General features: G+C 52.1%; 13 protein-coding genes. 4 read left to right on the forward strand and 9 right to left on the reverse strand.

Going from position 1 to position 12,194, the window contains the following annotated elements; all coding sequences use genetic code 11:
- Window positions 1–10 precede the first annotated feature (10 nt).
- Together D5398_RS04225 and D5398_RS04230 are read left to right on the forward strand one after the other, a co-directional pair.
- Complete coding sequence (locus D5398_RS04225) at window positions 11–775, forward strand: ABC transporter permease (RefSeq protein ID WP_120506457.1); 765 nt, start codon at window positions 11–13, stop codon at window positions 773–775.
- Entirely contained in the window at window positions 772–1,593 is an 822-nt protein-coding gene (locus tag D5398_RS04230; protein WP_229920935.1) for an ABC transporter ATP-binding protein, read from the forward strand. The genes D5398_RS04225 and D5398_RS04230 overlap by 4 nt, the downstream gene beginning before the upstream one ends.
- Before the next feature lie 63 nt (window positions 1,594–1,656).
- On the opposite strand, the gene mak is transcribed toward D5398_RS04230, so the two are convergent.
- Entirely contained in the window at window positions 1,657–2,577 is a 921-nt protein-coding gene (gene mak, locus D5398_RS04235; protein ID WP_120506458.1) for a fructokinase, read from the reverse strand.
- 210 nt (window positions 2,578–2,787) lie between these two features.
- Here mak and rdgC point away from each other — a divergent pair, with 210 nt between their 5' ends.
- Window positions 2,788–3,702 carry a recombination-associated protein RdgC gene (rdgC, locus tag D5398_RS04240; protein WP_120133570.1) on the forward strand — a complete coding sequence of 305 codons (915 nt, stop codon included), beginning with the start codon at window positions 2,788–2,790 and terminating at the stop codon, window positions 3,700–3,702.
- A 72-nt stretch (window positions 3,703–3,774) separates the two neighbouring features.
- Here the strand turns inward: rdgC and ppnP are convergent, their stop codons facing one another.
- From ppnP to D5398_RS04280, 8 genes are all read right to left on the reverse strand, one after another.
- Window positions 3,775–4,065 carry a pyrimidine/purine nucleoside phosphorylase gene (gene ppnP / locus D5398_RS04245; protein WP_013576688.1) on the reverse strand — a complete coding sequence of 97 codons (291 nt, stop codon included), beginning with the start codon at window positions 4,063–4,065 and terminating at the stop codon, window positions 3,775–3,777.
- A 181-nt stretch (window positions 4,066–4,246) separates the two neighbouring features.
- On the reverse strand, window positions 4,247–4,924 hold the full coding sequence (locus D5398_RS04250) for an AroM family protein (RefSeq protein WP_120506459.1): 678 nt from the start codon (window positions 4,922–4,924) through the stop codon (window positions 4,247–4,249).
- Between the two features lie 4 nt (window positions 4,925–4,928).
- Window positions 4,929–5,858 carry a DUF1177 domain-containing protein gene (locus D5398_RS04255; protein ID WP_120506460.1) on the reverse strand — a complete coding sequence of 310 codons (930 nt, stop codon included), beginning with the start codon at window positions 5,856–5,858 and terminating at the stop codon, window positions 4,929–4,931.
- 133 nt (window positions 5,859–5,991) lie between these two features.
- Entirely contained in the window at window positions 5,992–7,569 is a 1,578-nt protein-coding gene (locus D5398_RS04260) for an OPT/YSL family transporter (protein WP_120506461.1), read from the reverse strand.
- Between the two features lie 70 nt (window positions 7,570–7,639).
- Window positions 7,640–8,419 carry an IclR family transcriptional regulator gene (locus D5398_RS04265; protein ID WP_120506462.1) on the reverse strand — a complete coding sequence of 260 codons (780 nt, stop codon included), beginning with the start codon at window positions 8,417–8,419 and terminating at the stop codon, window positions 7,640–7,642.
- A 539-nt stretch (window positions 8,420–8,958) separates the two neighbouring features.
- Complete coding sequence (gene aroL / locus D5398_RS04270) at window positions 8,959–9,483, reverse strand: shikimate kinase AroL (RefSeq protein ID WP_120506463.1); 525 nt, start codon at window positions 9,481–9,483, stop codon at window positions 8,959–8,961.
- Between the two features lie 274 nt (window positions 9,484–9,757).
- Window positions 9,758–10,336: a class I SAM-dependent methyltransferase gene (locus D5398_RS04275; protein ID WP_120506464.1), complete on the reverse strand. Its 579-nt coding sequence runs from the start codon at window positions 10,334–10,336 to the stop codon at window positions 9,758–9,760.
- A gap of 236 nt (window positions 10,337–10,572) precedes the next feature.
- Window positions 10,573–10,848 carry a YdgH/BhsA/McbA family protein gene (locus D5398_RS04280; protein ID WP_120506465.1) on the reverse strand — a complete coding sequence of 92 codons (276 nt, stop codon included), beginning with the start codon at window positions 10,846–10,848 and terminating at the stop codon, window positions 10,573–10,575.
- 386 nt (window positions 10,849–11,234) lie between these two features.
- Here D5398_RS04280 and D5398_RS04285 point away from each other — a divergent pair, with 386 nt between their 5' ends.
- Complete coding sequence (locus D5398_RS04285) at window positions 11,235–12,152, forward strand: DUF808 domain-containing protein (protein ID WP_120506466.1); 918 nt, start codon at window positions 11,235–11,237, stop codon at window positions 12,150–12,152.
- Window positions 12,153–12,194: the final 42 nt, after the last annotated feature.

A 12,194-nucleotide genomic window follows, 5' to 3' on the forward strand; every position in this document is an offset into this window, starting at 1 on the left:
GAGAAACAGGATGACTTCACGCTGGTCTTCAAGGTTACTGCCGCTGGTCGGCCCCGTACTGCTGTTTTTGTTCTGGCAGCTGGCCGTCAGCGCAAAATGGCTGAATCCCGTGCTTCTGCCTTCGCCCGTCGAGACGATTGGCTACATGTTTCAGTCATTTTTCGATACGTCCATGCGTACGGATATCGGCGCCACGTTATATCGCACGCTGGTGTCTTTCGCCTTTGCCGCAGTGATTGGCGTACCGCTCGGGGTGATTTTAGGCAGCAATGAAAAGATTTACCGCAGCCTCGAATTTCTCATCGACTTCTTCCGCTCCACGCCGTCATCAGCGCTCATCCCGCTGTTTATGCTGATTTTCGGCATAACCGATGCCAACAAAATCGCCATCGCCGCTTTTGCTGCGGTGCTGGTTATTTTGTTTAACAGCGCGTATGGCGTAATGAATGCCAAGAAAACCCGGCTGATGGCGGCCAAAGTGATGGGGATTTCCCGCTGGCATATTTTTAAAGACATTCTGCTGATGGAAAGCCTGGCGCAAACTTTTGTCGGTCTGCGCACCGGCGTGTCGATTGCACTGGTGATCGTGATCGTCGCCGAAATGTTTATCGGATCCGAAACCGGCCTCGGTCATCGGATCATCGATGCCCAACAGGTGTTCAACATCAAAGATATGTACGCGTCGATCCTGATAACCGGCGCACTGGGCTATCTGCTGAATCTGGCCTTTTTGCTGATCGAGAAAAAAACCGTCCACTGGAGTAGCAAAGCATGACGCAACCTCTCTCGCTGAATCCTGATTATAAAGGCCCGCAGTTGCCGCAATACGCCACGCGCCCGGACACCCATGTGACGATCCGCGGACTGAGCAAGGCCTTTGCCGGACAACCTCTGTATACCGATCTTAATCTCGACTTGCCGCGCGGAAAAATTGTGTCGATCTTCGGCCCGAACGGCTGCGGTAAATCGACCTTAATGAACATGATCGCCGGGCTGATCCCGGTGGACAAAGGCGACATTCTGTTTGACGGAAAAACGCTGGCGCAGACCACCATCGGTTATGTCTTTCAGAACTACCGCGACGCGCTGTTTCCATGGATGAGTGCGCGTGCCAACATCGCGTATCCGCTGATCCGCCACGGTATGAGCAAAGCGGACGTCAATGCGCGCGTGGAAGAACTGACGCAGATGTTTGATATCCGTTTCGACCTGAAGCGCTATCCCTATGAGCTTTCCGGCGGCCAGCAGCAAACGGTGTGCATCATGCGGGCGCTGGCGACGCGTCCGGAAGTAATGTTCCTTGATGAACCTTTCTCGGCGCTGGATTTTGAAATGACGCTGTTTATCCGCGATAAATTGCAGGAAGTTCAGCTGGCGACCGGCGTCACGATGCTGATTGTGTCGCACGATCTGGAGGATGCAGTGTTTCTGGCGGATGAGATTTTACTGCTGACGCGGCGACCGACGCAGATTGCGGAAATTGTCCCGTTCGACCTTCCACGTCCGCGCGGTTCAGAAATTATGAGCCACCCGGAATTTATCCGCGTGAAGGCGCATACGCTGGAAGTGTTTAAACGGGAGATGGCGCTTTAACGGACGATAAGATCAGGGGCGCAAATTCTGCACCCCTGTGATTTTCACTCGATGAATTAAATCTTACAACGCAAAACGCGACTGTGGCCACAGCCAGGCTGCGCCGCGCACACCGCTCGAATCTCCGTGAACCGCTTTGAGCATCGGCGTTTCACATTCGCCGCCAAACACCCATTGTTTAATCAGCAGCGGAACGGTCTGATATAAACGATCCACGTTGCTCATACCGCCGCCGAAAACAATCACGTCCGGGTCGAGAATATTCACCACGTTCGCCAGGGCTTTTGCCAGCCGGCGCTCATAACGACCCAGCGCCAGCTCTGCCATTTCGTCGCCCTGCTCCACCAGCGCAATAATTTCTGCGCCTTTTAACCGCTGACCGGAATGGCGAAAGTAGTCTTCGGCAAAACCGGTGCCGGAAACAAACGTCTCAACACAGCCTGATTTTCCGCAGTAGCACGGCACTTCGCGGGCAAACTGCATCTCTTCCTCATCCTGCCATGGCAGCGGATTGTGGCCCCACTCGCCTGCGTTACCGTTGCCGCCCGCGTGCGCCACGCCGTTGAGCGCAATGCCGGAGCCACAGCCGGTGCCGATAATCACGGCAAACACGGTGTGACGACCTGCGCCCGCACCATCGGTGGCTTCAGATACCGCCAGACAATTGGCGTCGTTAGCAATATGCACTTCGCGTTTTAGCAGCAGCGCCAGATCCTCATCCAGTTGCTGACCGTTCAGCCAGACCGAATTGGCATTCTTCACTTTGCCGGTGAACGGCGATAACGTGCCGGGGATGCCGAGCCCCACGCTGCCGCGCTGGCCGGTGCCTTTTTCGGCATCCGTCACCAACCCTTCAATGGCTTTAAGTGTGCGCTCGTAGTCATTTCTCGGCGTATCGACCCGTTTGCGAAACAGCTCTTTGCCTTCATCAGATAACGCAATGACTTCTATTTTTGTGCCGCCTAAATCAATGCCAATTCGCACGTTTTCGTCTCCTTTTTATATCCTGCAGGGTCAGTTTTTCTGAGTCTGTTCAGTTTAGAAGCCCGCGGCCTCTGTCACCAGAATAAGCTGTTATGCAATGTTACAGGGCGCGGCGATTTCTTAACGACGACCGGCGCTCAATTGGTTATCATGCCGCCCTGTATTCATTTACTCAGCGTACCACGAGTGCGCCGGAACAGGGATAACGCCATGTTATGGTTTAAGAATTTGTTGGTTTACCGTTTGAGCCGTGAAGTTTCGTTATCTGCTGACGAGATGGAAAAACAGCTCAGTGCTTTCACCTTTACCCCGTGCGGCAGCCAGGACATGGCGAAAACAGGCTGGGTTTCACCGATGGGTTCTCACGGTGGCGACGCGCTGACTCACGTCAACGGCGGGCAGATCCTGATATGCGCACGCAAAGAAGAAAAAATTCTGCCTTCTCCGGTGATTAAACAGGAGTTGCAGGCCAAAATTGATCAGCTTGAAGGTGAACAACACCGCAAACTGAAAAAGACTGAGAAAGATTCCCTGAAAGATGAAGTCCTTCACAGCCTGATGCCGCGCGCATTCAGCCGCTTCAGCCAGACGTTCATGTGGATTGATACCGTCAACGGCCTGATTATGGTCGATGCCGCCAGTGCCAAAAAAGCCGAAGATATGCTGGCGCTGCTGCGCAAAAGCCTGGGTTCGCTGCCGGTCGTGCCGCTGACCATGGAAAGCCCGATCGAACTGACGATGACCGAATGGGTGCGCTCCGGCGAAACACCTGCCGGTTTCACCTTACAGGACGAAGCCGAGCTGAAAGCGATTCTGGAAGAAGGCGGCGTGATCCGTTGTAAAAAACAGGCGCTGGTCAGTGATGAAATTGCCACGCATATCGAAAACGGCAAACTGGTCACCAAACTGGCGGTTGACTGGCAGGAACGTATCGCCGTAGTACTGGCCGACGACGGCAGCATTAAACGCCTGAAATTCAGCGACGTTATTCGTGATCAAAATGAAGACATCGACCGCGAAGATTTCGCCGGACGTTTCGATGCCGACTTCGTGCTGATGACCGGTGAACTGGCGGCGTTGATCCAGAACCTGATCGAAGCATTAGGCGGCGAAGCGCAGAGATAATTCCTCTCGTCGCTGAAATAAGAAAAGGCGCTCGGATGGGCGCCTTTCTTGTTTTTACTGTGTCTGAATACGTTATTTAGTCAGATACTTACAGAGATATGACGTGGTTTCGCCAACCTGTAAGTTGAATTCACTTTTACCCGGAATGTAGAAGGTTTCGCCTGGCTTAAAGACCTGCCAGTCCGGAGATCCCGGGATCAGCACTTTCAGTGAGCCGCTGATGACGGTCATTTCTTCCGGCTTAGCCGTCCCGAACGTGTATTCACCGACGGCCATCACCCCAACACTGGCTGAACCCGTACTTTCGCTGTCGAAACCAATCGACTTCACTTTCCCGTCAAAATACTCATTATTTTTCAACATAGATTGGCCCTTTGCGATAATTTTCAGAGCCTTCATATTAGGGGCAGAAACTGTCTTCTGTCACTGATTATTACCGCTTTATCTGCGCCAGACGACACCGCCCGCAAAGCGGTGTCACTGATTTGATTTTAGGGCCGCACAGTGCCATTGTGGATAGCTGTATGCCCCTTCAGTGACATCCTCAGAGCACCAGCTCCGCCGCCAGTTTGGCCATCAGTACATTCGACAATAACACCGGAATATTCAGATGCTTTTTCAGCACATCTACGTGATGGCGGTTGAAACCAATGCAGTCGAGTACCACCACTTCCGCACCCTGCTCAGCCAGGCGCATCGCGGCTTCCGTCAGCGCCTGATCGTCAGAAAGGTAAGGACTGGCGACCGCAAAACACGGCGCTTTGGCTAATTTTCGCCATTTGTTCGCCTGTTCAACGACCTGCGATTCCACCGGCACCACAATACCCGCGCGGTGCTGGCCGACCATCGAGCCAATCAGCGGCGGGATAATACGATCCGGTTCGAGAAGCAGGGCATTATTCGCATGCAGATGGTTAAATTCGCCGGTACACAGCAGCAGAATAGTCATGCAGCCCAGCGCTTCCAGCACATCAATCTTTTCCTGTAAGCCACGCTCCACCCGCGGCGCGGCCAGAGAAACTTGCGAACCATCCAGCAGACGCGTGACCAGCACCGCGTCGCCTTCTCCAGGTGCATAGCGCTCTTCAATTTGCTCCGTGCTTAACCCGTCCAGCAGGCCCACATGGGTGACCGACTTGGCCGGCAGATGCGCCATCAGCAGCGGCATAATGTCGCTGCGTGGTGCCTGTCCGATTGTTAACGTCGCAAAGGATGTCATCATCTGATTATTTCCGGTTTTGCAGGTGGCGCAAGCTTCCGTACAGCGACAACAGGAGTTGATATTCATCGGCATCAAAGAACTGACAGGTGCCGCGGCCAAACTCTTTCGCAACTTCAACGGCAAATTTTGCCGCCAGCGCGATATCCACTTCATGACTTGCGCCGGTACCACAGCCCGGCACCACTGATTCCGCCGTAATCGCCACACCGACTACCGGTACGCTGGTTGCCGTTGACGGCTGCAGAATGCTGTTCAGGTGATGAACACCGTTACCGTACGGCGTGATGTCCTGTGTGGTGATTGGGAAAGTCACCGCCGGTTTGCCGCTGGTCATTTCCATGATGCGCAGCAAATCCTCGGAAACACGCAGGATATACCCCTCTTTCACCGTCGGTGAAATGGCGTATCCCTTGTGATTGATAATCCGGTTACCTTTGGTGGTATCGACAGACAGAATGGCATCGACGCCCTCCACCACTTCGTTATCGTTCATGGTCACGTCATCAATCGGTGAATCCATAAAGTCGACCGGATCGTGCGGTCGGGTGGGCGCGTTCGGGCAAATATGCGTGGTGATAATCACGTCGCCTTCCAGCACGTCGCCCTTGCGTTGCATGTCGGCCAGCTTCAGTGCGCTGGTCACTGCGGCGATGGCGCCATCGGCATCGGACACCAGGCCTATACGCGTCGGACGCGCCCCAATCCCGCCGAGACGACCTATAATTCCGAGGGTTGGCGCAGTGCCGCCGCTGCTCTTACCTTTGCTGCCCGGAATGGTGATGCGGACAAAATCGGTACCGCCCTTCGGGCCGTCAGCACGGTTGGTGCTGGCGATTATGCCGGGATAACCGGCGAATAAGTCCACAATGTCCTGGCCGCTGACATGCGCACTGTCAATCAGTTCGAATACGGTTAATGTCTGTTGCAAACTCATCACAAAATCCTCTTAAAACCCCGTAACCGGCGTATAAGACGCAGTGGCAAAACGGTCGCGGGCGCTGTTCATCGCGGAACAGTCGGTGTGTCATGCTGGCTAAAAGTAAGCCCTGGTGTTAGTGCTGTATTCACTACTTTTTGGCGCTGAAAACCGAAGTGAAGAAGCTGTAAAGTGCATCACCGGCAATAAAACCTGCTGCCAGCACTTCCATTGGCGTGCGCCCTTTTTCACCCCAGATACGAATAATGATAATGCGTAATACGATGCCGCAAACCACGGCCCATCCGGCCATGACGCTGTTGATCAGCAAACCAGTGGCGAGCAGTACGCCAAGCTGGCGTTTCGGTCCGCCAATCAGCTGGATCAATGCGCCCGGAATAGCCCAGATCAATAAGCTGTGCGCGATCCCGGGTTGTGCTCCGGCCTGAATGGTTTTGGCATACACGCGCGCTACCGGCGGCACTAAATCCTGGGCGAAGTAGCCGTAATGGGCGTACCAGACCACGGGAATGGCGATAATAAAGGCCAGTAAAGCGGCGAATAACTGAATGCGGCGGCCATAAAGTTCAGCACGTAAATCTTTGCCATAGCCGCGCAGGATGAAACCGGCTTTCAGGTCGAAGCCCATATCGGCAAATGCCGGCCCCGTAGCGGCGGTAAAGCCCGTCAGCACGCACAGCGCCAGCGGCGGAAAACCAATCAGAATGCCGACAATCAGCGTAATCAGCGCCACGGCAAAGGCGGGGAACCAGCCGGAGTGCATAGCTGCAATCCCGACAATCAGCTCGTGGAAGAACGCGGCAAACGCGGCGTAAATCACGAACGCAATCAGCATTCCCACCGACATTTCACTATAGAGACCACCGGCCAGCGCCAGCAGTGCGGCAATCGCGATATAACCGAAAGCACCCAGCCCCAGCGCTTTACGCACCTCTTTTGCCGGCTGGGTAAAGGTGGTTTTGGCGTCGCTACCCTTGGCACGTACCACCTGGATAACCTGCAACAGCGAAACCAGCCCCGCGCCGACCATCATGCCGTGCGGAATATACAGCGCGTTCAGATCCAAACCGGCAACTGGCTGGGCGTAAGCGCGGATAAGCAACCCGATACCGAACATGCTCAGTGCCCAGATATTGCCGATAAATGCCGTACCGAAGGCCGCCATTGGAATTTTGAGCATCGCACCCGCCAGCCCGACCACCACACCGGCCACCAGCAGCCATGCCTGACGCCCGCCGTTATCACCGGCTTTAATAGCTTCGGCAGCAGCAACACCCGGTGGCCACGCATTACTGGCCGGGAAAACTTTGGTATCAAACAGTCGGTAAAGCAGATAGGCATCGAGCAACATCGCCACCGCTACGCCGGTAAACATTGGCATGATCAGTTGCGGCTGCCCCATGACATAGGGAATCGCAATCGGCATCAGCAGGCTGTTTGCTGCACCAAATGTCGCAGAGGAAATCACGGTTTGCGCCAGATTCTGCGTGTGAACTGAACGGTAGCGCTGAAATGCCTTCATCGGAATGCGCGCCAGTAACATGGCAAACAACGCACCGATAATCGACGTGTTAGGCGTAACGCCTAATGTGGTAATCAGCTGAACTCCGATGATTGCGCCCAAAACAGACAGCAGGATCATCACGATGAGAGTGCCAATATCCTTTAGCGGATTTTCCTTATTATTTTTAGCAGGTTGATCTGACATAAGGCCCCTGGTGTTGGCAAATGTGAAAACAGCGATTTTCTGGGTCCGTTATTAGTCATTGCCTCTCCGGTTAATTACCGGCAGGTAAATGCCAATACTCATCACCCAATTTTTCGGCAAGTTGCCGGGTTACAGCAACCAGCCCGTCCCGGATCCCTTCCGGAATTTCTTTTCCCTGTGCGGGGGATGGAAAAGATAAACACAGCCCCACGATTTCATTGCGATGCTTATTAAAGATGCTGGTGGCTAATGTACTTATTCCCAGCAACGTTTCGTTATTGGCAAATGACACTCCCGTAAGGCGAACTTCTGCCAGGCGGGATAACAAAACAGCCAGGCTTTCCGGTGCATTCACCGAATGTGCATGGTACTTACCGCTATAACGCTGACGGACTTCATCATCGGTATAGCGTGACAAGATGGCCCGACCAATGGCCGTTTCATGCGCTGGCAACAGGCTCCCCGCCGGAGTAACCACTTGCAAATAGGTTCTGCCGGGGAACATGCGCATCACCATAATATCCCGCCCTTCCAGCATCGAGATGTAACCGGTGCATTGCGTGAGCTGGCTGAGTTGCGTCATATAGGGCGACGCTAAATCTACCAGCGGCGCCGATAAATAATGGCTTGAGACGGCCAGTAATAACGCTCCAATCCGATAAAGACGGCTGTCCGGATCGCGTTCCAGTAACCCTTGCGTTTCCATGGTCATAAGCAAGCGCGAAACCGTGCTTTTCGGTAATTTTAAATTTTCGACAACATCACTGAATGACAAACCCGGATGTCCCTGACGGATTTCCTGTTTGGAAAATAACTTCAGCACAGCTGCCGCATTTTCTAATGTAGTCATAAGGATTAGTTCCGATATATGGAACAGGGTTCCTGTTAAGTTAAATAAAAACTAAGGCTGATACGAGTCAGCGTCAAGCCGTTTATTTTTCACGCAGAAGAAGACAGATAAATGAATATGCTTAAAGAAATTCCTAAAACCATTCATTCCACAGGGAGGTGGATTTAATGCCGAGTTTTGATGAGGTGACGAAGGTAAAACTCAGCAGATAATTTTGATTAAATATTGCGCAAAATATAGAGCGCGATGGAGGCTTCGACAAGAATGATCGTGACTGACCAGATAGCAGGCATCGCTTTCGCGTGCTGGCTGAAGAAATGTCCCAGGGATTTCATCATGGGTTCCGTTGCAGAGGTGGACATAAGAATAATAACCTGAGTTATTACTTTACGCCTGCACATTCATCAGCACAATACTTGAACACCCGTGATATTCATCACGAAAATGGCCCGTTTAATTTACACTTTTCGCGGGGGCGGAATTGTTAGGCATAAAAAAACGAGCCACCAGGGCTCGCTATCATTCGTGCTGGCGGGCGTTTAGCGCGCGACCGGCAATGCCAGCGTATCGAGAATGGCATTCACCACGCCTGCCGGATCCAACGTACCGTCAACCACATGATGAGCAGCCTGCTGATACAGAGCTTCGCGCTCATTCAGCACTTCCTTCATTTCTTCGGTGATTGGTTTACCCGTCAGGGTTGGTCGCTGATCTTCCTGCGGAGAATCTTCCAGACGATTGGCCAGCGTTGAGGCAGGCGAACGCAGATAAATAACCGTGCCGGCATCACGCATGAAATCACGGTTTTCCTGCGCCAGAACCACACCGCCACCGGTCGCGATCACCGTGAAGGGTGCACAAATCGCTTTCAGCGTCTCAGTTTCACGGCGGCGAAAACCTTCCCAGCCTTCACGTTCAACGATATCTGCCACGCTCATCCCGGATGTGCTCAGCAATGTCAGATCGGTATCGACAAATTTATAGCCCAGCGCTTTCGCCAGAACGCTGCCGACCGTCGTTTTACCCGCACCGCGCGCGCCTACCATGAAAATGGGTTGTGTCATTACCGCTATCCTTTATTTCCCGGCAGCCGTTGGCTCGCCTGATGAAAATCCATCATCAATATGAAGTTGAACGTTAAAAAATGGTCATTGTACTGGCCTGGCGCTGTACTCGCCAAATAGTACAACAAAAAAGCCTCACTGGCAGATTTTTATCATCTGCCGGTGAAGCTTCTGTAGCGTTTTATTTACGCTATCGTGTTCATCATACTGAAAAATCCTTGTCGCGCAAAGGCCTGCGGGCAGCTTTGCGATCCATGTTCCATAAGTTGCTGTATCAGCGAGGTTTACAGATATACACCAGCGCCGGTGGAAAATTCTTCACCACACGGATCTTTTTCCAGGTGTAATAGCGTGACAGCAGTTTCTCCGAAAGATGGCTGTATTGGAACAGGACAAGCACCCCGTCCTTTTCTTTCAGCTGCTGGCGGGTGGCTTGCAAAATCCTCATGCTGGTTCGCACCGGCATTGACAGCAGCGGCAGACAGGAAAACACCGCGTCATACTGAGTGCTCATATGCTCAGCAGAATGCGCCATCACCTGCAACCGGTGGTCGTCCATTTGGTTCAGCTTGCGGACAAACGCAGGCTGTATTTCAAATGCCTCAAGTTTTGCATCGGCACGCATCCGGCTGAGTATCCGGCGGGTCAGCACACCGTCGGCCGCGCCAAGTTCGGCAATATCCAGAGACGTCGCCCAGTCAATCTGGCTGAGCATCGCGTGGCACAACCACGGGGAAGAAGGCATCAGCGTCCCCATCGTCCTTGGTGAACTAATAAAATTTTGTAAATAGAAAAATTGATTCTGAATCGAAACACCTGTGTTCTTAATTGTCATTATTGCGGCATTCAACATATTAACTTCCTCCTGAGACATAGACCCTTATATAACTCAAAAATTCTTAAGAAATGATTAATAAAGGAAATAATCGTCATAAAGAGGGAAATTAATTAAAACACATGAGATGATTCCCAAAAGGAACCCCGAAAGAAGAAGAATAAAAAGGCCAATGTCAGATGACATTGGCCTTTTCGCTACAGGAAAATACTTAATTAGATTTTATAAAAAAGGTTTTTTATAAAATCTGAATTTTATTTATAAAGCTCAACGCTCGCACGATTCAGGCTGGAGTCGCCCGGAGTACCTTGGCCGATCACACGGTAGTGGGTGGCGCCTTTATCGTTGGCTACCTGGTTCAGCTGGTCACGCATGCTGCCAGGGACGGTATTAGGTGCGCTAACGGAAACAACACCCAGAGACTGGAAATTACCGCTTTGCGCCTGCATTTCAGAAATTGGCGTAGCAGCAAGAGCTGAGAATGAAGCGACGGTAATAGCGACAGCGGTCATTGCAGGTAAGAGTTTCATAATGCGCACCTTTCTTTCGTTAGTTTCGTTAATTAATGGAGCGGAAGTCATCCGTTGAAATAATTATCGGCGAATCAATGAAAGGCGACGTAATCGAACGTAAAGAAGTTTAACCTTTGTGGTAAAAATAAGGAGAGAATGAAAGCAAATATTTCAGTACGCGTAACTGATGGAAAAACGGGGATATTTAATGGAGAAAGTATGGAGAGATTTCAAAGTTATTTAAGAACGGGACAACATTCGCACAAATCGACGCCGCTATGCAATCACTGATATGATTATTTTTTATGAATTTTCTGTTGCTGTGATCTCCTGCAAGTTCATGGCACAGAGTTCGGGTTCCGCGTGTGCGGAAAACCTTTGCACAATGATGAAAGGGAGTGTTTATGGCGGGTGGCAGCCTTCTGGCTTTGATCGATGATATTGCATCGATTCTTGATGACGTTGCGGCAATGAGTAAAGTCGCCGCTAAAAAGACAGCCAGCGTATTGGGTGACGATCTGGCGCTGAACGCTCAGCAGGTTACTGGGGTGAAAGCCGATCGCGAATTGCCGATTGTCTGGGCGGTCGCTAAAGGCTCAATGATCAACAAAGCGATTCTGGTGCCGCTGGCGTTACTCATCAGCGCCTTTATCCCCTGGGCTATCACGCCTTTGCTGATGATTGGCGGTGCCTACCTGTGTTATGAGGGGTTCGAAAAGGTCGCCCATAAATTCATGCCCGGTGAGCATCATGAAGAAGAAAAACCGGCAGCGGCTGAGGTAAAAAATGATGACGATGCTAAAAAGCAGGAAAAAGAGAAAGTTAAAGGCGCCGTGCGTACTGACTTTATTCTTTCCGCTGAAATCATCGTGATCTCACTGGGAATTGTGTCATCAGCGCCTTTTCTCAATCAGGTTACCGTGATGGTACTGATTGCCGTGGCGATGACCATCGGCGTTTACGGGCTGGTCGGGGCGATTGTCAAAATTGACGACGCCGGTTTGTACCTGAGCAAGCTGAATGGCGAAAGTGGCATGATGAACGCCGTGCGCGCCTTTGGTCGCGGCATCGTGAATCTTGCCCCCTGGCTGATGAAGATATTGTCAGTGGTCGGCACCATCGCCATGTTCCTGGTCGGGGGCAGTATTATCAGCCACGGTTTACCGTTCATGCACAGCCTGATTGAACCGCTGACGCACGGGCATGAGAGCTGGGTGAATACGCTGATTACCGGCGCGACCGATTTGGTGGTCGGCCTGGTGGTCGGTGCCGCCGTTCTGGCGCTGGTGATGATTGGGAAAAAGATGTTCGGTAAGAAATAACAGATAAATACCTTCGCGCCCTCCGGTCAATGGAGGGCGCAA

Source organism: Rahnella bruchi, assembly GCF_003614975.1.
GTDB classification, from domain to species: Bacteria; Pseudomonadota; Gammaproteobacteria; order Enterobacterales; family Enterobacteriaceae; genus Rahnella; species Rahnella bruchi.

What these genes read in the sequence shown, in the direction of transcription:
- D5398_RS04225 (WP_120506457.1), top strand. Translation starts at nt 11, where the DNA reads ATGACTTCACGCTGGTCTTCAAGGTTACTGCCGCTGGTCGGCCCCGTA.
- D5398_RS04285 (WP_120506466.1), top strand. Translation starts at nt 11,235, where the DNA reads ATGGCGGGTGGCAGCCTTCTGGCTTTGATCGATGATATTGCATCGATT.
- rdgC (WP_120133570.1), top strand. Translation starts at nt 2,788, where the DNA reads ATGTTATGGTTTAAGAATTTGTTGGTTTACCGTTTGAGCCGTGAAGTT.
- D5398_RS04255 (WP_120506460.1), bottom strand. Translation starts at nt 5,858, where the DNA reads ATGAGTTTGCAACAGACATTAACCGTATTCGAACTGATTGACAGTGCG.
- D5398_RS04260 (WP_120506461.1), bottom strand. Translation starts at nt 7,569, where the DNA reads ATGTCAGATCAACCTGCTAAAAATAATAAGGAAAATCCGCTAAAGGAT.
- D5398_RS04230 (WP_229920935.1), top strand. Translation starts at nt 772, where the DNA reads ATGACGCAACCTCTCTCGCTGAATCCTGATTATAAAGGCCCGCAGTTG.
- D5398_RS04250 (WP_120506459.1), bottom strand. Translation starts at nt 4,924, where the DNA reads ATGATGACATCCTTTGCGACGTTAACAATCGGACAGGCACCACGCAGC.
- D5398_RS04275 (WP_120506464.1), bottom strand. Translation starts at nt 10,336, where the DNA reads ATGTTGAATGCCGCAATAATGACAATTAAGAACACAGGTGTTTCGATT.
- D5398_RS04265 (WP_120506462.1), bottom strand. Translation starts at nt 8,419, where the DNA reads ATGACTACATTAGAAAATGCGGCAGCTGTGCTGAAGTTATTTTCCAAA.
- ppnP (WP_013576688.1), bottom strand. Translation starts at nt 4,065, where the DNA reads ATGTTGAAAAATAATGAGTATTTTGACGGGAAAGTGAAGTCGATTGGT.
- D5398_RS04280 (WP_120506465.1), bottom strand. Translation starts at nt 10,848, where the DNA reads ATGAAACTCTTACCTGCAATGACCGCTGTCGCTATTACCGTCGCTTCA.
- aroL (WP_120506463.1), bottom strand. Translation starts at nt 9,483, where the DNA reads ATGACACAACCCATTTTCATGGTAGGCGCGCGCGGTGCGGGTAAAACG.